Raw genomic sequence first — 21082 nt, 5'->3', positions numbered from 1 at the left:
TATTCTAAATGAATGACGAACAACTCGCTGTGGCGTTTTTTTCAATCGTATCAATGGTTGGATTATAAAAAAATAAATCACCCCTAAAGTAACATCGTCGCTTGTGGCAATCCACTCAGAAATAAATGCCCGTTCAGATAAAAGCTCTCACTTGCCACAACAGTGAGTTGATTGTGTGAAAATAGCGAGAACTCAATCATCCCTATATTTCAATGGCAAAACAACGAAAAATCATTCACGTAGATATGGACGCGTTTTATGCCTCAGTTGAACAACGTGACTTTCCCGAACTGAAAGGCAAACCACTAATCGTGGGTGGTCAACCCGACAGTCGTGGCGTGGTGGCCGCGTGCAGCTATGAAGCGCGCAAATTTGGCATTCATTCTGCAATGGCTTCATCACGGGCCTATCGATTATGCCCCGAAGCCATTTTTGTCCGTCCCCGTTTTGATGCCTATAAAGAAGTATCCAACCAAATCCGCGAAATCTTCTGGCGCTATGCTTCGGAAGTCGAACCGCTGTCACTCGACGAAGCCTATCTGGATGTGACTTATACCGAGTCGTTCAACGGTTCGGCCACATTAATCGCCAAAGCCATCAAAAGCGAAATTCTCGCCGAGACTGGACTCACCGCTTCAGCCGGCGTCTCCTACAATAAATTTCTCGCCAAAATTGCCTCCGATATGGATAAACCCGATGGCCTGTATCTCATCCGCCCAGAACAGGGCCAGGAATTTGTAAACAAACTACCCATTGGCAAATTTCACGGCATCGGCCCCGCCACTGAAATTAAAATGAAAAACCTCGGCGTCCATACCGGCCATGACTTACGGCAGAAATCCTTAACCGAACTGAGCGAACGCTTCGGTAAATCTGGTCAGTATTATTACAACATCGCCCGGGCTATTGATGACCGCCCGGTCCGTAGTCAACGCATCCGCAAATCACTAGGAAAAGAAACGACTTTTGCCGAAGACATTCTTTCCATACCGGATCTAAACAACATCCTGCTCGACGTCGCCGAACAAGTACTCGGCAGCCTTAGCAAACACAATATGCAAGGCAGAACGGTTACCGTTAAAGTGAAATACGCTGACTTTCAGCAAGTCACCCGTGCTCAGACACTTGATCACAGTATTGGCTTTGCTGATTTGCAGGAATGGTTACCGAAGTTGTTGGCTCGGACTGAAGCTGGGCACAAACCGGTTAGATTAGTGGGGTTGAGTTTGAGTGGGTTTGATTTGCCGGTTGTTGAGAAGGGGCTGGCGCAGTTGGATTTAATGTTAAGTCATAAATCTTAACTGATAAATATGCTATTTTCATTTTAAATTACATGTTTTTTCTATACAAAACATGACTGTATAAAAGAGAAAAACAATGAAATTAGATGAAAAAATATGGGGTATTGCTAAATGGAGGTTTTTGCAATCAGAAGCTTCACATTGGCTTGTTAATAATAAGGCTCTTGAAATTGTCTTTTTCGTTGGATTATCTGTATGGGCGTATTTTGAGTTTTTCTCATCTGGTAATTATTCAAATATTAAATATTTAGGCCTAATATCAGCTGTGTCAGCTTTTGTAGTTATGCGCACTAGGTACAGTAGTTATACTGGCTTTTTTGATGGTTACGAATGTGGTTTTAAGGATGCTTAGATTACTGGGGTAAAACTCATAATGAGGCCTCCGATAGTATTATTATTGAGGCAGTATTGCGCGACATCGAGATTAATGAAACAAAAATAAGTGATGAAAACAAGATATCCCGAGATACTGAAGTAAAAAAAGGATTCTCAAAACTTGTCGGATTCTTTCTTACTTGGAAAAAACTTCAGTAGATTGTAAAAATGTCCAAGCAGCCAATCATCTCCCCGCCCTTATCATTGAGCTACTTACACTTCGCTACGCCATTTTCTAGCTGCCAGTTATTGGGAAATAGCGATGAGTAACGACTCTGAGAAAAAACAACATGAGGTAGAGGTATTTCGTGAGTTCGTTGCTCGCTCCCATTACGACATAATCGCAGACTCCATAATAAATGGGAATCACATAATGGAGGAGCCCGATATTCTTTGTAGGACTTATAATAACGAAGCGCTTGCTTTCGAGCTGAGCGGTCTTACAGACGAGAACCTAATGATAGTAAAAAAGAGGTGGGAATCGAAGAATGCTGAATATACTCGTACCTCAGACCCAGTTTACGGAATTGTCTCCAAAAAACTAACAAGAGTTTACGCTGTGTCCTGTCCGGTACATCTACTAATTTATCGAAATTATCTTGGTACTCCTGATTCGATGGTCGTGGAACAGATCAAGCAAACCTGCAAGCTAATCCCACATAATTTCGCATCTATTTGGTACTTGGGTCAGGAAGTCCATAAAATCGAATAAAAAACTAATAGCTCGTAGGTTGAAACCTAACAATTTGAATCCTTTTCCCGATGTTGCCGCTGCCGCTGGGCGTTCATTTATTTTGCATGCCCACAAATTCATCAGGAATGAATTTGGATGCCAGAGGCACCCGAAGGGTAAGCGACAGGGATGTCGCGAATCAAAATAAACGAACCAAACAAAAGGGCAGCCCATACTCGCCCTGCGGGTTCCCTGCGCTTCTCGATCTGGTCGGGCATGACGGAAACTTCCTTCGGTCAGACAGCCGTCATGCTGATCCGACCAGCTCTGCGATGCTCGGCTTCGCATAAGGGCGTTAGGGAAAGCCGTTGAGGTCGGCGATAAAATCCCCTTTTGTGCTGCCGGTAAAAATGGTTAACTCAGGATAAGAAATCGGAATGTTTGAGCGCAGCGAGTTTTTTCGATTTCCTGAGATAACCATTTTTATCGGGGAGCCGCAGGCCAGCACAAGGGGTGCCTTTTCTTTTGGTTCGTTTTCTTTGGGCAAACAAAGAAAATGAACTCGCCCAATAGGGCGAAATATTTCCCCAAACTTCTTGAATTGTTGGGCTTCATTGCATTCAACCCAAACCTAAAGGATGATGGGGCATGACGGAAATTGATTCGTGGCATCCATGCCACTCACCCTCCGGGCGCCTCCGGCGTCCAAATTTGTTCCAGACAAATTTGTGAGCGCAGCGAGTTTTGTGAGTCTCCCTGACAAAAACCGCAACGCAGTGAAGCTGCAGGCCAATACAAGGAGTGCCCTTGGGTTGTTAGGGAATTGGGCACGCAATTCCCTGACTCGACATTAAGTCGAAACAGAAATTATCAACACCAACTTTATGATCGTTTTCTTTATCCTTCCCATGCTACCCACACTGTAAGCATCATCATAATCATCAACCTGCATTTGACATACCATATATGATATAGATACCATTTTTAGTATGTGGGAGATATTTGAGCATAAACGCGTGGCTAAGAATCTGTCTGCAGCACCTGCTGAAGTACAGAAACGCTATGAAAAATGGAAAGATATTGTTTCCATTTCAGGGCCGCAGGGATTGAAACAAATCCGCGGTTTTAACGATGAAGCATTATTGGGAAAATGGCAGGGGTTTAGATCCTCGCGGCTGAATATTCAATATCGTGTTATCTACAAGGTTCAGAACGACCAAGTATTGGTAGAAGTCGAAAAAGTAACACCTCATGACTATGGGAGGAAATGACATGAGCGATTATCGTAAAGCAAAAAGAAGGATTGAGGTTTCAGTCGGCGAATCTGTGCGGATTTTGCGTGAACTTCAGGAAATGAGCCAGAATGAACTGGCAACAGCCACCGGCATCCCCCAATCAACCATCTCGGCTATTGAAAATAACCGAGTACGTTTGGGTGTAGAGCGCGCAAAGGTTCTGGCCCGTGCGCTGCAGTGTCATCCTGCTGTTTTGGTTTTTCCGGGCTGGGATATTGAGCACGAATCGGCTGCATAAAATATTACCCTCGCCCCAGCCTTCTCCCATCAAGGAAGAAGGGCTTAACATTGTTGGGCTTCATTGCATTTAGCCCAATTTAACCGGCAACACGCCACACCCTAACCATTTGATTTTAATTTATTTTTTAATATTTTAAAACGACTGAGAGCACATTTCACAAAATTGCCGTCTTTATGTTTGAATTGCTTTTTCAAAGCTTTTTTAACTTCCCAGGTGCCTTTGTAACCATTCGGGAAAACCACTAAATCACCCGCTTTAAAGGTGGTTGGCGGGCCACCATCGTTAGGCGTCATGACACATTCACCTTCAACGATATAAGCGATTTCTGTAGTGACAAACGACCATGGGAAGACAGATACGCCTTTTTCCCATGTTGGCCAGTGAGCAACGCCCAAGTTTTTTAAAATGGCTTCGCTGGGATTGCTATCAACTGTAATTTCTTTCATTTACCTTCCTAAAATTTTAGATTTATCCCCAACAGCAGAATGCTTTTGGATGGACGCTGGTGATTTGCATGCGTTATTTTGCCTGTCTTTTAACGATAAACCGAATTTATCGTGCACATCCCTTGTTAGGTCATGGGGGATCTCGTAGGTTTGTGCCGAGCATGTGAAGTGAAGACAGCGTTTTTAAATAATTTCGATGAATTATTGGGCTTAATTTCATGCAGCCTACCCCCCTTTTTTTTGTGTTGACGAGTAGCGGCTTTTTGTCAGGATTAGAGACTTACCTGTCTGATTCGTGGCATCCATGCCACTCACCCTTCGGGCGCCTCCGGCGTCCAAATTTGTTCCAGACAAATTTGTGAGCGCAGCGAGTTTGGTGAGTCTCCCTGACAAAAAACGCAACGCAGTGAAGCCGCAGGCCAACACAAAGGGTGCCCTGGGGTTGTTAGGGGAATGGGCACGCATTCCTCTGACTCGGCATTTAGTCGAAACAATCTTATTAAACATCAAACCGGTTTAAATATGACCATGCCGATTGTTAGGTTTCATTGCACTCAACCCAACTTACCGATCAGCTTATCGCATTTAAATAATTTATAAACACTTGCACAACAATAAACAGCGTCTTGTTTAAACACGTGAAGCTCACAAAAAAGCAGCCGTTCGCTAGAGCGAATGGCTGCTTAGTTCATTATCTTGCAGCGGTGGAATCAATAGTAAGCTGAGTGGCGCTTAATCAATCATTCCCCCAAAACTTCCACCATGGTCTACGGGCTTCATCACTCTTATCATCATCCTCAAAATTCGACCATTTCTGGCTATGTTCTTCTCTGGATTCCTGACCTTGTTCTGAGCCTTTTCCGAGCTCCTTGCGCTCTTTATCCATTTTCTTGTCATGATGCTTGTCCATGTGTTTCGAATCATGCTCGTAATTACGATGTTTTTCATCATCGTTGTGATGCTTCTGGTCGTGCTGTTCATGCTGTTTTTTGCCCTTATCCTGGGCATTTCCCGGGCCTTCATCAGCAAAACTGCTTACCGAGAAAACAGCTAAAGCCGTTATATATATAATTGTAATGAACTTTTTCATCATGTTGTCTCTATCGAAAAGAGGAAATATCTATGACATCCGATTTACTGCCCATGGTTAAAATGAGTATACGCTTGGGGCAACAAGTTATATTACGTAAATGCGAGCACCCAATGGTTGGGGTATAACGAAACTCATCCAACCCTTGATATTCGTAATATTCTGAACTCGTTATGCATAATCAGGCTTGATTTGCCATAATGCTCCTTTCCTTTAATCACTGATTTTTTATGCAGCATGTCGGGCAACCCGCGCTGGAAGTGTTACAAAACGTTTTTGGTTACAGCGCTTTTCGTCATAATCAGCAAACTATCGTTGACCATGTGATTGCCGGTGGCGATGCCTTGGTGTTAATGCCGACCGGTGGTGGTAAATCATTGTGTTATCAACTCCCAGCGCTGATTCGCCAGGGAACAGGAGTGGTGGTTTCACCGTTGATTGCCTTGATGCAGGATCAGGTGATGGCGTTGCAACAACTGGGCGTGAACGCGGCATTCCTCAATTCCAGTTTATCCGCTGCTGAAGCCAATGCTGTTGAGACACAGCTTGAAGCCGGTCAGATAGATTTGCTGTATGTGGCACCCGAGCGTTTATTAAACGAACGCACGCTGGCGATGTTGTTGCGGATTCAGGTTTCACTGTTTGCCATTGATGAAGCGCATTGTGTATCCCAATGGGGCCATGATTTTCGTCCGGAATATCAACAGTTGCGGATGTTGCATGAACGCTTTCCGGATATTCCGCGTGTTGCCCTGACCGCCACCGCCGATAAACGTACCCGCATTGAGATTATTGAGCAGCTCAATCTGCATGATGCCAATGTGTATCTGAACAGTTTTGACCGAAGCAATATTTTTTATGCCATTGCCGAGGCCAATCAGGCCAAGCAGCAGCTTTGGCAGTTTATTGAAACCCAACATGCCAATGATGCCGGGATTGTTTATTGCCTGTCGCGTAAAAAGGTCGAGGCAATTGCTGAATGGCTGACCGATCAGGGTCGGGTCGCTTTGCCCTATCACGCCGGTTTATCATCAGAAATGCGTGCTAAGCATCAGCAACGGTTTTTACGCGAAGAGGGCGTGATTATTGTCGCTACCATTGCTTTTGGTATGGGGATAGATAAACCTGATGTGCGCTTTGTCGCGCATTTAAATCTGCCAAAAAATATCGAAGCCTATTATCAGGAAACTGGCCGCGCTGGTCGTGATGGTCTACCGGCTAATGCCTGGATGGCTTATGGACTGCAGGATGTCATCACCCTGCGTCAGTTTATGCAGAACTCTGATGCTCCTGACATCATCAAACGTGTTGAACATCATAAGCTGGATGCCATGTTGGGTTTATGCGAATCCATCAGTTGCCGGCGGCATGCCCTGCTCGCCTATTTTGATGAAACGTCACCGGAAACCTGTGCCCAGTGTGATAACTGTCAGAACCCGCCAGAGCATTTTGATGCCACCGAAGTTGCCCAAAAAGCCTTGTCGTGTGTGTATCGCACCGACCAGCGCTTTGGGGTGAATTATTTAATTGATGTGTTGGTAGGTAGCGATGATGAACGCATTAAAACTAACCAGCATGATCAGCTCAGTACGTTCGGCATTGGCTCAGATCTGACCGCCACCCAGTGGCGCGGTATATTCCGCCAGCTTATCGCCACAGGCTATCTTGATATTGATATCAATCGCTACGGTGCTTTACGCCTTACAGAAAAATGCCGGGCGATTTTACGCGGTGAGCAAAAATTGCTGCTGCGCAAACAGCAAGCCAAACAAACGCTGAGCAAAAAGGATAAAAAACAATCTACTGTGCGTCCTCAGGATCAGGAGCTATGGGAAGCGTTACGCCAGTTACGAACCGAGATTGCCCAACAAAATGGCGTGCCGCCTTTTGTGATCTTTCATGATTCAACGTTGCAGGAAATGTGTCAGACCAGACCTAACGATATGCAAGCCATGGCACGTATTTCCGGTGTCGGCGCTCAGAAACTGGAACATTACGGTCAACGGTTTTTAACGGTTATTCAGCAGTTTCCATTATCAGAATTATTAAATAATGGCTTACGTGACACGGTGAATCAGACGTTGATGTTGCATGAACAGGGATTGAGCCCTGATCAAATAGCGAAACAGCGTGAGTTGAAAGTCAGCACGATATACAGTCATCTGTCAGATGGTATTGAAGCTGGTTTGCTGGATGTTAAAAAAGTGCTTGATCTGGCTGATAATGAATTTAATGAAATCATCTCGACCATTGAGTCACTTGGCGATGAAGCTGATAGCTTAAAAAACGTTTTTGAAGCGTTGGATGAAGCCTATGATTATGGGGTGATTCGGTGTGTCAGGGCTTCGATTTATTAGCATTTTCAATGCTAAAGTTGTTTAGATTCTGAGTTTTCACATACGCTACCACTTGGCGTTATCAACGTTTTCCGTAGGTGGGATTGAATTCAATGAAGCCTAACAATTGAATAAGTTTGGCTTTGAAGGTTTCGCCCTATTGGACGAGTTCATTTTCTTTGTTTGCCCAAAGAAAACGAACCAAAAGAAAAGGCACCCCTTGTGCTGGCCTGCGGCTCCCCGATAAAAATGGTTATCTCAGGGAAATCGAAAAAACTCGCTGCGCTCAAACATTCCGATTTCTTATCCTGAGTTAACCATTTTTACCGGCAGCACAAAAGGGGGATCCGTTATCCTCAAGTTTTGGGGCCTTCCCTCAATGCCCTTATGCGAAGCCGAGCATCGCAGAGCTGGTCGGATCAGCATGACGGTTGTTTGACCGAAGGGAGTTTCCGTCATGCCCGACCAGATCGAGAAGCGCAGGGTACCCGTAGGGCGAGCATGGGCTGCCCTTTTCTTTGGTTCGTTTCTTTTGGGCAAACAAAAGAAATGAACTCGGGCTTTAGTCCGAAATTGCTAAGTTGAAAGTCACAATACAAGTTATTGAGCGATCGGGGTAACCCATGTAGTTGAATTAAACTGTTACCGATGTATGTGAATCCTAAACTTTCTTTTTGTTTGGTTCGTTTATTTTGATTCGCGACGTCCGTCTCGCTCACCCTACGGGTGCCTCCGGCATCCAAATTCATTCATGATGAATTTGTGGGCAAGCAAAATAAGTGAATGCCCAACGGCAGCGATAGAATTCGGAGATGGTTCTGATTGTTGGGGTTCGTTCCTCAACCAAAACCTACCCTGGATTAAGATTCAAGCCGCTTGATTTCATCAGCCAACACTTGAGACTCCTCGGTAAGCGTAGCAAATTTCCGTATATCACCACTGCGCTGTGCGAGCATGGCTTGCTCCTGCTTTTGAGCAAGCTGCTTTTTTAACTTTTTGGCAGGGTCCGACTTAAATAATGAAAACATGGTTTGTTTCTCTCAGATAGGTGCTAATCAGAGAGAAACAAACACTGAAAGTTCATTAATCATTTAGCTGGTAATCATAATCAATGGTCAACGGCGCATGATCCGAGAAACGTTCATCGCGGTAAATATCGGTGGCTTTGACTTTGCCTCTCAGGCTCGGGCTCAGAATATGGTAGTCAATGCGCCATCCGGTGTTATTGGCCCAGGCCTGACCACGGTTAGACCACCAGGTGTACTCATGCTCTGCCTGTGGTAACTCGCGGAAAGCATCGACAAAATTCATCTCATAAAACAGTTTGTCCAGCCAGGCACGTTCTTCGGGTAAAAAGCCGGAGTTTTTCTGATTGCCTTTCCAGTTACGAATATCTTCATTTTTATGAGCAATATTCCAATCGCCGCAAATAATGTAATCACGACCAGATTGTTTCATTTCCAGCATTTTATTTTCAAAAAACTCCATGCAGCGATACTTAACCTGTTGGCGTTCATCACCAGAAGTGCCTGATGGCAGATACAAGGAGATCACACTGAGTTTGCCGAATTTGGCTTCAATATAACGGCCTTCAATATCAAATTCGGCATTACCCATACCGGTAATAACTTCATCTGGCTGAAGACGGCTGTAGATTGCTACGCCGCTGTAACCTTTTTTGACTGCGTCGTGGTAATAGCAGTGGTAGCCTTCAGGAGTGAAAATCTTGTCTTCCAGCTGATGTACTTGCGCTTTTGTTTCCTGAATACACACCACATCGGCATCTTGTTTTTTTAACCAGTCAAAAAATCCTTTTCGCGCAGCGGCTCGGATCCCGTTCAAATTCGCTGTTATAATTCGCATCATTCACTCGTGCTTAAAAAAGACAGCATCATACCATTTACAAATGGAAGCAAAATCAGGATAATGGCCGGTTCATATACAAATAGCTGATTCTTAGGAGAAACACTTTGGCAAACTCAGCACAAGCAAAAAAACGCGCCCGTCAGGCGGAAACTCACCGTCAATTAAACGCTAGTCAGCGTTCTGCGATGCGTACTAAAGTAAAAGCACTCAGAAAAGCGATTGCTGTTGGTGATAAAGAACAAGCCGTTGCTGCATTTCAAGCTGCAGTGCCAGTTCTGGATCGCATGGCTCGTAAAGGCCTGATTCACAAAAACACTGCTGCCCGTGGCAAAAGCCGTTTAAACAACGCTATCCGCGCAATGTAATTGACTGTTCTATAGAATCAGCTAAAAAAACCGGCACGCGCCGGTTCTTTTATATCTTTCATTTATCCAGTGACGACCAGATTGTCCCGATGAATTAACTCCGGTTCATCAACGTATCCCAATAAGCTTTGAATCGCCTGACTGGGCTGGCCCATGATCCTTACAGCCTCATCAGCACTGTAATTCACCAAGCCGCGAGCTACTTCGTGCCCCTGCAAATCGGTGCATAATACCAGTTCACCACGAGTAAACTGCCCATCCACTTGCCGCACACCAACGGGTAAAATACTTCTACCCTGCTGTTTGATCACTGCTACAGCACCATCATCAAGCATTAATCTTCCTTTAGGAATTAAATGTCCAGCAAGCCATTGTTGACGAGCTTTAATCGGTTTCATATCCGGCCATAATAATGTGCCTACGCCCTGGCCAGCCGCCAGATGACGTAAATTCAATGGATGTTTACCAGATAGAATCACCGTAGTCGCGCCGGATCTTGCCGCACGTCTGGCCGCCGCCAGTTTGGTGGCCATACCGCCACGACCTAATTCGCCTTTACTGTCACCAGCCATATCGTCCAGATTGGGATTACTTGCAGCTGAAGCGGCCAGCATTCTGGCATTAGGATTTAATCGTGGATCGCTATCGAATAGACCATCTTGATCGGTCAAGATAACCAAAACATCAGCCTCAACCAGATTGGCGGTCATTGCGGCCAGGGTATCATTATCACCAAAACGGATTTCATCGGTGGCGATGGCATCATTTTCATTAACCACTGGCAGAACCCCCATCTCCAGCAAGGTATGTAAAGCACTGCGAGCATTAAGATGACGTCCACGGTCGGCCAAATCAGAGTGAGTCAGTAGAATTTGGGCGGTATGAATACCATGCTGTTCACAAGCCGTAGCATAGGCATGGATAAGCCCCATCTGACCCACACTGGCTGCGGCTTGTAATTGATGCAAGGCATGGGGTCGGCGACGCCAGCCCAGCCTTTGCATCCCGGCTGCAACCGATCCTGAAGTGACCAGAACGATCTCTTTCCCCTGACTTCTCAACTCGGCAATCTCTCCACTCAGCCAGCGAATACGATCCACATCCAGGCCTTCTCCGGGCTTGGTTAATAAAGCACTCCCAATTTTAATCACCCAACGTTTGGTTGATAAAAGTTGCTGATGCGGATTTTCCACAGTTAGTCCTCGATGGGTTTAGCGGGAGGCTGCTCACTCTGACGTAAATCATCTAAGTATTGCATGATATCTTCACACAACTGCGCGCATCCTTCACCAGTTTGTCCACTGATTTTGTAGACTGGCCCTTGCCAGTTAAGACGAGTCAATACTTCCTGAGTGAGTTCATTACGAATATCCTCCGGAACCAAATCCATTTTGTTGAGGATCAGCCATTGCGGTTGCTTGCCAAGAGCTTCACTGTAATGGAGTAATTCTCGGTTAATAATATTAACGCTCTCCACCGGATCCTGTTTAACATCAACTGGTGCCATATCAACCAGATGTAACAGCAATCGTGTACGGGTTAAATGCTTAAGGAACTGAATCCCCAGACCGGCACCTTCAGCTGCACCTTCAACCAGACCTGGAATATCGGCAATAACAAAGCTGCGAACATCTCTAAGTGTCACCACACCAAGATTGGGGTGTAAGGTCGTAAAAGGATAATCGGCTACTTTGGGTTGAGCAGCAGAAACCTGACTGATAAAAGTAGATTTTCCAGCATTGGGTAATCCCAATAATCCAACATCGGCCAATAATTTCATTTCAAGGCGTAATGTACGCTCTTCGCCTGGGGTTCCGTCTGAAGTTTGGCGTGGTGCACGATTAATACTGGATTTATAACGGGCATTACCTAAACCGTGCCAGCCACCTTTTGCCACCATCAGTTTGTCACCATGTTTGGCTAAGTCACCAATCAGTTCATTGGTGTCTTCATCCCAAGCTTCCGTACCGACGGGAACTTTGATAACCAAATCTTCACCACGGGCACCGCTGCAGAGTTTGCCTCGACCATGTTCGCCACGTTGCGCTTTAAAGTTACGCTTATACCGAAAATCAATCAGTGTATTAACTTGAGTATCTGCCAGCAGATACACATCACCACCGTCACCACCATCACCGCCATCGGGACCACCGAAAGGGATATATTTTTCACGCCGAAAGCTCAGGCAACCATTACCGCCGGCACCCGCGCTGATTTTTATTTTCGCTTCATCAACAAATTTCATACTGCCGACCAGATAATTTTTTAATAATTGCCACAAACAAAAAACCCCGCATCAGCGGGGCTTTCAGCTGTTTGCCCCAACGGGCTAACAAAATCTTTATTCAGCGATAACGCTGACAAACATGCGATTATTGGCACCTTTGGTTTCGAATACAACCTTACCATTGGCTGTCGCGAATAACGTATGGTCTCTACCGATACCAACATTGCGACCTGCATGGTAACGCGTACCACGTTGACGAACCAGAATATTACCACCTAAAACCGCTTCACCACCGAAGCGTTTAACACCTAGGCGTTTCGACTCGGAATCGCGACCGTTGCGGGTACTACCACCAGCTTTCTTATGAGCCATGTTAAATCCTCTTTAAATTTGTCAAATCTTAGGCAGTGATGCCAGTGATTTCGATTTCTGTATAAGATTGGCGATGTCCCATCTGTTTACGATGGTGCTTACGACGACGGAATTTGATGATTTTGACTTTATCGCCACGGCCATTCGCGGACACAGTTGCAGTGACTTTGGCACCTTCCAGGTAAGGAGCGCCGACTTTAATGTCATCGCCTTCACCTACCAACAGAACTTTATCCAGCTCAACCGTATCTCCGGCTTCTGCGGATAATTTTTCAATACGGAGCTTTTCGCCCTCTTTAACCCGGTACTGCTTACCACCTGTCGCGACAATAGCGTACATCGCTTTCTCCAAAAAAATAAAATGTTATTGTAGGTAACCCAACAAAAGACCGAGAATTTTAACCGCTTTCTACATACAGATCAAATGCAAATTGAATTATTTGCGAATCCTGATAACCCATGAGAAAGTACGCGTTTAATTAATCTAGACAGGCAGACACAAGCCCCGTGGATATACAATCCATTTACGCACTTATCCAGCAGGATATGGATGCGGTTGACGCAATGATACAACATCGGCTGCACTCTGAGGTTGTATTGATCAATCAACTCGGACATTACATCATCAATAGTGGTGGCAAGCGTTTGCGGCCCGCTATTGCTTTGTTAAGTGCCCGCACCTGCAATCATCAGGCAACTGCACATATCAATCTTGCAACGATTATCGAGTTCATTCATACCGCGACATTGTTACATGATGATGTGGTCGACAACTCATCAATGCGTCGAGGTCAGGAAACCGCCAACAGTGTCTGGGGAAATGAAGCCAGTGTATTGGTGGGTGATTTTCTCTATACCCGAGCGTTTGAAATGATGGTAGAACTTGATTCGATGCGATTGATGCAAATCCTCTCGCATACCACCAATGTAATTGCCGAGGGTGAAGTCTTACAATTACTTAATGTGCATAATGCAGACACCACAGAAGAAAGTTATCTGCAGGTCATTCATCATAAAACCGCCAAGTTATTTGAAGCAGCTGGGCAGTTAGGTGCATTAATCAGTAATGCTTCCGCTGAAATTGAAACTGCATTAGCGCAATATGCTATGCATCTTGGCAGTGCCTTCCAACTGGTGGATGATTTACTGGATTACAGTGCATCCAGTGAGACCATTGGCAAAAATATCGGTGATGATTTGGCTGAAGGCAAACCAACTTTGCCGCTTATTTATGCCATGCAAATGGGATCTACTGAGCAATCAGCGATCATCCGTGAAGCAATTGAAAAAGGCCAGCGTGATAAAATTAATGAAATTATTAAGATTATCCACAGTTCCGGCGCCATTGATTACACTGCCGCTGCAGCACACAGGGAAGTTGAGCAGGCTAAGGCTAATCTCGAAATTGTTCCCGATTCGGAATATAAAGCAGCCTTAATTGGACTGGCTGATTTTGCGATTTCCCGTCATTTTTAATTTATGTTTTTATCTGTTTTGTGTCTTAAATACGGCTTGATTAGGCTGAAAAACTATGACTGAAATATATAAATATCATATGTTCATTTGCACGCATCAACGTGATGATGGCACCGATTGCTGTGAGGAGCACGGAGCGCAGTCACTCCGTGATTATGCAAAACAGCAAGTGAAAGAACTCAATTTAAAAAAAGTCCGGGTTAACAATTCAGGCTGTCTGAATCGCTGCAAATTGGGTCCGATAATGGTGATTTATCCGGAAGGCGTTTGGTATCAATATCATGATAAAGCTGATATCGATGAAATCATCGACACACACCTGATGAACGGCAAAATTGTCGAACGGCTTTTAAAATGACACCACAGCAATATTGTCGGGACAAAGCGGCGAAAAGTGGTTCCAGTTTCTATTACAGTTTTCTGTTTTTACCCGCCAAAAAACGAGATGCCATCATGGCCTTGTATGCGTTCTGCCGGGAAGTTGACGATGCCGTTGACGAGATAAGCGATCCGTTAGTTGCAGCACAAACTCTCGCCTGGTGGCGTCAGGAAGTAGCAAATACCTTTTTCGACCAAGCCACTCACCCCGTTGGAAAAGCCCTCGCTGATATACTGCAGGATTTCGATCTGCATGAAGAATATTTTCACGAGATCATTGATGGCATGGAAATGGATTTAACTCAGCATCGTTATCCATCCTATAAAAACCTGGCCTTATATTGTCATCGTGTGGCCAGTGTTGTGGGTTTATTGTCAGCACAGATATTCGGTTATTCCGATCGCAACACATTAAAGTTTGCCGAAAAACTGGGGCTGGCGTTTCAACTCACCAATATCATCCGGGATGTTCGCGAAGATGCTGGCCGCGGTCGTATATATCTGCCGTTGGATGAAATGCAACAATTTGGTGTTACAGAACAGACTATTCTGTCTTTGCAGCAAACCAGTGAATTGACCAAAATACTCGAGTTTCAGGCTAAACGTGCAGAAGGATTTTATCAGGAAGCCATGCAGTTACTGCCCAATCAAGATCGCTATCATCAATGCACCGCATTGATTATGGCTGAAATCTATCGCACTACTTTGCAGGAAATTGCTGTTGATAATTTTCAGGTAATGAAACAACGAGTCTCGCTTACCCCAATTCGTAAATTATGGCTGGCATGGCGCACTTTCCGACGTGAAAAAAAGCTCGCTAAAAACCATAAATAATATGCAACCCATCATTGTTGGTGGTGGCTGGAGTGGTCTTGCGGCAACTGTTCATTTGGCAGAAGCGGGACAAAAGCCCATCTTGTTTGAAGCAGCAAAACAACTTGGGGGCGTGCCCGCACCGTCAAATGGCAAGATCTCGAAATAGATAATGGTCAGCATCTGATGATTGGTGCTTACCAAAACATGCTCGATCTGCTTAAGCGAATCGGTATTGAAGAAAACAGCGTTTTTCAACGTACAGCATTGGATCTACACATCCTTGATCCGAAGTACCCTTCATTACATTTATCTGCACATCCACTTTTACCCTGGCAACTTGCCCTTTTACCCAAGCTTATCTCCTGTCTCGGCTGGCAAGAATTAAGGTTTTTTTTGCGACTAGCGCGTCAACTTAACGCTCCCTCTTTTACACAAAATATTACTGTTGAGCAGTGGTGCCGACAGACAGGCCAATCGACAAGACTTATCACACAGTTGTGGATTCCATTATGTCTGGCGATTTTGAACACACCGATAGAACAGGCTTCAGCCAGTGTTTTTGCTGCAACTCTCCGGGATAGTCTTACTGCAAAAAGAAAATCGGCTGATTTGCTGATCCCGAAAAAGCCGCTGGGCAATATATTACCTGAGCCTGCGAGACATTTCATTACAGAGCATGGCGGAGAAATTAAGTCACAAAGTCGTATTGAAAAAATTGTTATTGAAAATCGCAAAGTGGTTGGAGTTATTACTGGTAACAAAGAATACTTTGCTACAGATAATATTATTGTCGCCGTATCCCCCAGTATTCTCTATAAACTTTTAGGTGAGCAGCTTAATCTTCCAAAAGTCTCTGAGTATCCAATAAGCACCGTCTATCTGCAGTATTCACCGCAATTTCGGCTCAAGGCACCTATTATCGGATTGAGCAGCTCCTTGCCCCAATGGGTGTTTGATCGATCAGACCAGTCTCCGGGATTAATTGCCGTCGTTATCAGCGGTCCTGGAGAGCATGAATCACTGACTAAACAGCAGCTGACTGAACAGGTCGTTTTAGCGTTAACAGAGCTTTTACCGGATTTACCGGCTAACTATGACACCGCACATGTAATTCGTGAAAAAAGAGCTACTTTTCGTTGCGGAGTAGTTGAAAATAACCAAAGACCAAGCTGTAAAACAACCATTAATGGCCTTTGGATTGCGGGTGATTACGCTGAAAATCCTTATCCAGCAACTCTGGAGAGTGCTGTTATGAATGGCTTTCGGGCAGCTGAAAAAGTTTTAACGGGAAAAGTCCCATAGGGCTTGTTTATCTTTCATCTCCGCCTCTGTTTTGAGCTAAAAGATCGCCAATCAAGGCGCGAGAAGAGCAGTTTAGTCATTCTAAACAAACAAACGAACAACGCAGAGTGGTGGATATGAAAAAAAATAAATAAGTCCTAACAACCTGTCGATATCCTTGCGATTGCTTGTTATACTCCGAGATTAGTTTTTAAACCTAATGAGGGGATGTCATGTTAAATCGTATGCGTTTAATTTTTACCGGTCTTTTTTTAAGTCTGGCCCTGATTGCCTGTAGCGATGAGAGTGACACTGCTATCACCGATAGTAGCGAAACTGAGACATCAGCTCCTGCAACAGTTGAATCTGCACCAGAAACTGCTGAAGCTACAACTGGAGGTAGTGAAAATGGCATTGAATCAGGCATGTCCAAAGCCGAACTTGTTGAAGCCTACGGCGAACCTGATATCGCTCAAGAAAGCACATTAGATCAAATGAATATCGAAATTCTTGAATGGCACAACGATGATGCGTTAATTACTGCTCAATTAGTTGATGGTAAAGTTACCTACGGACGTATTGTCCCTAAAGCTGAATAAAGTTTTTTTATGTTGTCTCAGTCTGAACCATTGCTACTCCGCGATAAAATTGTGCTTGTTACCGGTGCTCTCGGCGGCATCGGTAGCGAAGTCGCTTTAGCCTATGCCAGACAAGGTGCGACGATTATTCTGCTCGATAAAAATATTACCCAGCTAGAAAAATTGTACGATGTCATTCTACAAGAAAGCGGTATTGAGCCCGCAATATTTCCAGTGGATTTTAAAGGCGCAAAAGCAGAAGACTACCAGCAACTTGCACAGACCATCAAAGAGACTTTTGGTCAGCTCGATGGATTAGTTCATTGTGCAGCCGATGTAGGACAGCTTGCCCCGACAGCTAATCAGGAGATCAAGCAATGGTCTGAAACGCTGCAGGTTAACTTGACAGCAACATTTTTGCTTACACATGCCTGTCTTCCTCTGATGCAAGCCACTAAGCAACAAAGTTTTATTATTTTCACGACTGATCGTCAGCATGATAAAGCCTATCGTGGCGCCTATGGATTGAGCAAAGCTGCCATAGAGTGTTTCTGCCACCAGTTAGCTCTGGAAACGAAAGCTGCCGCTAAAATCAGGGTAAATTGCATTGATCCCGGTCAAGTGAAAACCAAATTGCATGCACGGGTTTTTCCTGCAGCGGATCCTCAACACCTTCCAGAACCCAGTGCCGTCATTCCGGCATTTCTTTATCTTGCCAGTGAGCAAAGCGGCCATTTACATGGTCAATGTCTAAATGCACAGCAGGATCTACCTGTCAAAGTTTTGGCATAACACTATAACACGTTGTATTTATTGATATATTTAACCATGGCATATATTTAGCATGGTTAATGTAAATTATCCAATTTATGAGCGTGCCCATGATCCATTCACTGCCTTCAGATACTACAAATTTGCGTCGCCTGGAACAGAATACTGTTTCAGTTGTACAAACCCCTCCTGTGTCAGTGGAATGCGAAGATGTATTGGCAAAACTACCTTTAATTCTGCAAACCTCACTGGATACCAGACAGATACTCAGATTGTTTGACGAGAAAATCAAACCACTACTCGCCCACAACGGCCTTCAGTTTACCCACCCTGATAATAAATTTGAGTTCAGATTAGGGGCTTCGCGTCATCATAAATGTAACTACCAGCTGGAAATTGATCATGAATACCTTGGACGATTAACAGTGAGTCGTGCCTCCCGCTTTTCCGAGAACGAAATAAATCTGATAGAAGATTTATTATGCAAACTGGTTTATCCACTGAGAAACAGCCTGCAGTACGCTCGTGCGCTAGATGCAGCATTAACGGATATGTTAACGCAACTTCCCAACAGACAGGCCTATAAAAATACCCTTGAACGTGAAATAGATCTGGCACATCGACTAAAACTGCCCCTTTCACTGATGGTGCTTGATATTGATTACTTCAAGAAGATTAATGACAGTTTTGGACATCAGGTCGGTGATGATACGTTATGCCGAGTTGCGGATACCTTACTACACAGCTTACGCCGCAGTGATGCATTGTTTCGTATAGGAGGCGAAGAATTTGCCATTGTGCTCAGCCATAGCAATCATGGTGCTGCTCTGCAGGTAGCTGAAAGATTACGGGCGGCGATTGATGACCTAAATCAAACCCATGCCGAACAGAAATTTCCCATTTCAATCAGTATTGGTCTGGCAGATTTGTGTGTCGGCGAATCAGCTGATAGCTTGTTTCTTAAAGCAGATGAGGCTTTATATCAGGCAAAATTTGCTGGTCGCAATCAGGTCATATCTTCCCGCGAGATATTTTAACGATCATTGCGTCCACGAATCCGTGGACCTCGTTTAGCCGGTTGATCATCAGCTTTTCTGGATCTAGGTGCAGCCTTTTTTGCCGCTTTATCTGGCCACTTGGATTTTGGCGCTTTTTCTAATTCCACATCCTTGACTGCAGCCACTTTTTCCACACTACCACGTTTAGTGGTTTTTGTTTTTAAACCCGCTTCTTCGTATAGAAATTCCAACTCTTTGCCTTCCAGCATCATCCAGCGGCCAGGCTTGAGTTTATTTGGCATGATGACCGGACCATAACGCAGACGAACCAAACGGCTTACCTGCACGCCCTGGCTTTCCCACAGCCGTCGGACTTCACGGTTACGTCCTTCCTGAATCACCACATGAAACCAGCTGTTTGCGCCTTCACCACCACCTGGCTGAATATCAGAAAAATGGGCTTTGCCATCTTCTAGCTCAACCCCATCGCGTAAGGTTTGCATCATCTCGGAAGTGACCTCCCCCAGGACACGCACAGCGTACTCACGATCCATTTCATTGGATGGGTGCATTAACTGATTAGCCAGTTCACCATCGGTGGTCAGAATGATCAACCCACTGGTATTCAAATCAAGTCGTCCTACACTGACCCAGCGGCCATCTTCCGGTGCCGGTAATGATTGATAGATAGTTCTGCGACCTTCCGGATCATTACGGGTACACACTTCACCTACCGGTTTGTGATACAGCAAAACCTGCGGCATGCTTTGTTGCCAGATGCGCTTGGAGGATAAAGGTCGCCCTTCAAGGGTGACTCTATCCTTTTCAGTTATCTGATCACCCAGCGTGGCTGACACACCATTAACTTGTAATTTACCTTCTTTGATCCAGCTCTCTATCAAGCGACGTGAGCCATAACCGGCACGAGCCAGTACTTTTTGTATTCTTTCAGCCATAATTATTTTTCCTTGGGCTATTTATAAGCCAGACCCATTGCTGCACGAACTTCGCTCAATGTTTCCTGAGCCACTTCTCTTGCTGCTGCACTGCCATCATCAATAATACGTCGTACATCTTCTGGATGTCGGCTGAAATCATCCGCACGTTCACGGATAGGTTTGAGCTCGCCAATAACCGAGTCGATCAAAGGACCTTTGCAATCAAGGCAACCGATTCCAGCCGAACGACAGCCCTGCTGAACCCACTGCTTCTGATCATCATCAGAATACACTTCATGTAATTGCCAAACCGGACATATATCGGGGTCACCCGGATCAGTACGTCGTACCCGATTTGGATCGGTTGGCATGCGTTTAATTTTTTCGGCTACTGATTGATCTGACTCACGTAATGAAATTGTATTACCATAGGATTTGGACATTTTTTGTCCATCCAGACCTGGCATTTTAGGAGCCGGTGTCAACAGCGCTTTAGGTTCGGGGAGAATGACTTTACCGCCACCTTCCAGAAAACCAAACAAACGCTCCATATCACCAAGCGCTAAGCTTTGCTGATTTTTTAAGAGTTCACGAGCGGTCTGCAATGCTTCTGCATCACCCTGCTCCTGATAAGCTTTACGCAAATGGTTATATAATTTCGCGTTTTTCTTACCCATTTTTTTAACGGCAGCTTCGGCTTTTTCTTCAAAGTCCGCTTCACGGCCATAAATATGATTAAAACGACGGGCAACCTCCCGAGTTAACTCAACATGCACCACCTGATCTTCACCAACCGGTACCTGACCTGCCCGATAAATCAAAATATCAGCACTTTGCAGCAACGGATAACCTAAAAAGCCATAGGTCGATAAATCTTTTTCTTTAAGCTTTTCCTGTTGATCTTTGTAAGTCGGTACGCGTTCCAGCCAGGATAAAGGCGTGATCATCGATAATAACAAATGCAGCTCAGCATGCTCTGGCACACGTGATTGCAGGAATAATGAAGCAGAAGATGGCTCAATTCCGGCAGCCAGCCAATCAATGACCATTTCCCATACACTGTCTTCAATCACCCGACTATCTTCATAGTGAGTTGTCAACGCATGCCAATCAGCAACGAAAAAGAAGCAATCAAATTCGTGTTGTAATTTAATCCAATTTTTCAGCACTCCATGATAATGCCCCAAATGCAATTGCCCTGTCGGGCGCATGCCTGAAACAATACGACGTGACTGATACGCTACCGTGTCCAAAATAAT

The 21082-nt window shown here is 44.8% G+C and carries 24 protein-coding genes and 1 pseudogene; 15 read left to right on the top strand and 10 right to left on the bottom strand.

The window, feature by feature from the left end; translation table 11 throughout:
• Window positions 1-212: 212 nt before the first annotated feature.
• The 5 genes from dinB (at window position 213) to Q7A_RS02780 (ending at window position 3882) form a co-directional block, all read left to right on the top strand.
• Window positions 213-1301 (top strand): DNA polymerase IV, encoded by a 1089-nt coding sequence (dinB, locus tag Q7A_RS02800; RefSeq protein ID WP_014705815.1) that lies wholly within the window; start codon window positions 213-215, stop codon window positions 1299-1301.
• 76 nt (window positions 1302-1377) lie between these two features.
• On the top strand, window positions 1378-1653 hold the full coding sequence (locus Q7A_RS02795) for a hypothetical protein (RefSeq protein ID WP_041354273.1): 276 nt from the start codon (window positions 1378-1380) through the stop codon (window positions 1651-1653).
• 285 nt (window positions 1654-1938) lie between these two features.
• Window positions 1939-2388: a hypothetical protein gene (locus tag Q7A_RS02790; protein WP_041354271.1), complete on the top strand. Its 450-nt coding sequence runs from the start codon at window positions 1939-1941 to the stop codon at window positions 2386-2388.
• A 977-nt stretch (window positions 2389-3365) separates the two neighbouring features.
• On the top strand, window positions 3366-3620 hold the full coding sequence (locus Q7A_RS02785) for a type II toxin-antitoxin system mRNA interferase toxin, RelE/StbE family (protein WP_202971548.1): 255 nt from the start codon (window positions 3366-3368) through the stop codon (window positions 3618-3620).
• A 1-nt stretch (window position 3621) separates the two neighbouring features.
• A complete protein-coding gene (locus Q7A_RS02780) occupies window positions 3622-3882 on the top strand; it encodes a helix-turn-helix domain-containing protein (protein ID WP_014705811.1) in 261 nt (86 codons plus the stop codon).
• Between the two features lie 101 nt (window positions 3883-3983).
• Here Q7A_RS02780 and Q7A_RS02775 read toward each other — a convergent pair whose 3' ends face one another.
• On the bottom strand, window positions 3984-4331 hold the full coding sequence (locus tag Q7A_RS02775; RefSeq protein WP_014705810.1) for a cupin domain-containing protein: 348 nt from the start codon (window positions 4329-4331) through the stop codon (window positions 3984-3986).
• 736 nt (window positions 4332-5067) lie between these two features.
• Window positions 5068-5424: a hypothetical protein gene (locus tag Q7A_RS02765; protein ID WP_014705809.1), complete on the bottom strand. Its 357-nt coding sequence runs from the start codon at window positions 5422-5424 to the stop codon at window positions 5068-5070.
• Between the two features lie 227 nt (window positions 5425-5651).
• On the opposite strand from Q7A_RS02765, the gene recQ reads away from it, so the two are divergent.
• A complete protein-coding gene (gene recQ, locus Q7A_RS02760) occupies window positions 5652-7778 on the top strand; it encodes a DNA helicase RecQ (RefSeq protein ID WP_014705808.1) in 2127 nt (708 codons plus the stop codon).
• Window positions 7779-8617: 839 nt separating this feature from the next.
• On the opposite strand, the gene Q7A_RS15105 is transcribed toward recQ, so the two are convergent.
• Both Q7A_RS15105 and Q7A_RS02755 read right to left on the bottom strand, forming a co-directional pair.
• Window positions 8618-8785, bottom strand: a complete 168-nt coding sequence (locus Q7A_RS15105) for a DUF6435 family protein (protein WP_014705807.1) — start codon at window positions 8783-8785, stop codon at window positions 8618-8620.
• Window positions 8786-8840: 55 nt separating this feature from the next.
• The gene (locus tag Q7A_RS02755) at window positions 8841-9620 is read right to left on the bottom strand and encodes an exodeoxyribonuclease III (protein WP_041354864.1); all 780 of its coding nucleotides are present in this window, start codon (window positions 9618-9620) and stop codon (window positions 8841-8843) included.
• A 107-nt stretch (window positions 9621-9727) separates the two neighbouring features.
• Here Q7A_RS02755 and rpsT point away from each other — a divergent pair, with 107 nt between their 5' ends.
• The gene (gene rpsT, locus Q7A_RS02750; RefSeq protein ID WP_014705805.1) at window positions 9728-9988 is read left to right on the top strand and encodes a 30S ribosomal protein S20; all 261 of its coding nucleotides are present in this window, start codon (window positions 9728-9730) and stop codon (window positions 9986-9988) included.
• A 62-nt stretch (window positions 9989-10050) separates the two neighbouring features.
• Here the strand turns inward: rpsT and proB are convergent, their stop codons facing one another.
• From proB to rplU, 4 genes are all read right to left on the bottom strand, one after another.
• Complete coding sequence (gene proB / locus Q7A_RS02745; RefSeq protein WP_014705804.1) at window positions 10051-11181, bottom strand: glutamate 5-kinase; 1131 nt, start codon at window positions 11179-11181, stop codon at window positions 10051-10053.
• 2 nt (window positions 11182-11183) lie between these two features.
• A complete protein-coding gene (gene cgtA / locus Q7A_RS02740) occupies window positions 11184-12233 on the bottom strand; it encodes an Obg family GTPase CgtA (protein ID WP_041354862.1) in 1050 nt (349 codons plus the stop codon).
• A 96-nt stretch (window positions 12234-12329) separates the two neighbouring features.
• Window positions 12330-12587 carry a 50S ribosomal protein L27 gene (gene rpmA, locus Q7A_RS02735; protein ID WP_014705802.1) on the bottom strand — a complete coding sequence of 86 codons (258 nt, stop codon included), beginning with the start codon at window positions 12585-12587 and terminating at the stop codon, window positions 12330-12332.
• Between the two features lie 28 nt (window positions 12588-12615).
• Window positions 12616-12927: a 50S ribosomal protein L21 gene (gene rplU, locus Q7A_RS02730; protein WP_014705801.1), complete on the bottom strand. Its 312-nt coding sequence runs from the start codon at window positions 12925-12927 to the stop codon at window positions 12616-12618.
• 167 nt (window positions 12928-13094) lie between these two features.
• On the opposite strand from rplU, the gene ispB reads away from it, so the two are divergent.
• From ispB to Q7A_RS02690, 8 genes and pseudogenes are all read left to right on the top strand, one after another.
• A complete protein-coding gene (gene ispB / locus Q7A_RS02725) occupies window positions 13095-14063 on the top strand; it encodes an octaprenyl diphosphate synthase (protein WP_014705800.1) in 969 nt (322 codons plus the stop codon).
• A 55-nt stretch (window positions 14064-14118) separates the two neighbouring features.
• Window positions 14119-14421: a (2Fe-2S) ferredoxin domain-containing protein gene (locus Q7A_RS02720; RefSeq protein ID WP_041354267.1), complete on the top strand. Its 303-nt coding sequence runs from the start codon at window positions 14119-14121 to the stop codon at window positions 14419-14421.
• The gene (gene hpnD, locus Q7A_RS02715) at window positions 14418-15275 is read left to right on the top strand and encodes a presqualene diphosphate synthase HpnD (RefSeq protein ID WP_014705798.1); all 858 of its coding nucleotides are present in this window, start codon (window positions 14418-14420) and stop codon (window positions 15273-15275) included. The genes Q7A_RS02720 and hpnD overlap by 4 nt, the downstream gene beginning before the upstream one ends.
• A gap of 1 nt (window position 15276) precedes the next feature.
• Complete coding sequence (locus tag Q7A_RS15705; protein WP_089418496.1) at window positions 15277-15423, top strand: NAD(P)-binding protein; 147 nt, start codon at window positions 15277-15279, stop codon at window positions 15421-15423.
• Window positions 15384-16559 (top strand): annotated as a pseudogene (gene hpnE, locus Q7A_RS02705) (hydroxysqualene dehydroxylase HpnE); the annotation flags it as partial. The gene Q7A_RS15705 and the pseudogene hpnE, both read left to right, overlap by 40 nt.
• 212 nt (window positions 16560-16771) lie before the next feature.
• Entirely contained in the window at window positions 16772-17137 is a 366-nt protein-coding gene (locus Q7A_RS02700) for a hypothetical protein (RefSeq protein ID WP_014705796.1), read from the top strand.
• Between the two features lie 9 nt (window positions 17138-17146).
• A complete protein-coding gene (locus Q7A_RS02695; RefSeq protein WP_014705795.1) occupies window positions 17147-17908 on the top strand; it encodes an SDR family NAD(P)-dependent oxidoreductase in 762 nt (253 codons plus the stop codon).
• Between the two features lie 89 nt (window positions 17909-17997).
• Window positions 17998-18924 carry a GGDEF domain-containing protein gene (locus Q7A_RS02690; protein ID WP_014705794.1) on the top strand — a complete coding sequence of 309 codons (927 nt, stop codon included), beginning with the start codon at window positions 17998-18000 and terminating at the stop codon, window positions 18922-18924.
• Here Q7A_RS02690 and rluB read toward each other — a convergent pair.
• Together rluB and Q7A_RS02680 are read right to left on the bottom strand one after the other, a co-directional pair.
• Window positions 18921-19841: a 23S rRNA pseudouridine(2605) synthase RluB gene (gene rluB / locus Q7A_RS02685; protein ID WP_014705793.1), complete on the bottom strand. Its 921-nt coding sequence runs from the start codon at window positions 19839-19841 to the stop codon at window positions 18921-18923. The genes Q7A_RS02690 and rluB overlap by 4 nt on opposite strands.
• 17 nt (window positions 19842-19858) lie before the next feature.
• On the bottom strand, window positions 19859-21076 hold the full coding sequence (locus tag Q7A_RS02680; protein ID WP_014705792.1) for a tryptophan--tRNA ligase: 1218 nt from the start codon (window positions 21074-21076) through the stop codon (window positions 19859-19861).
• Window positions 21077-21082: the final 6 nt, after the last annotated feature.

This window comes from Methylophaga nitratireducenticrescens (assembly GCF_000260985.4).
In the GTDB taxonomy this organism is placed as follows: Bacteria; Pseudomonadota; Gammaproteobacteria; order Nitrosococcales; family Methylophagaceae; genus Methylophaga; species Methylophaga nitratireducenticrescens.
This window is presented reverse-complemented; position numbering and strand designations above follow the sequence as displayed.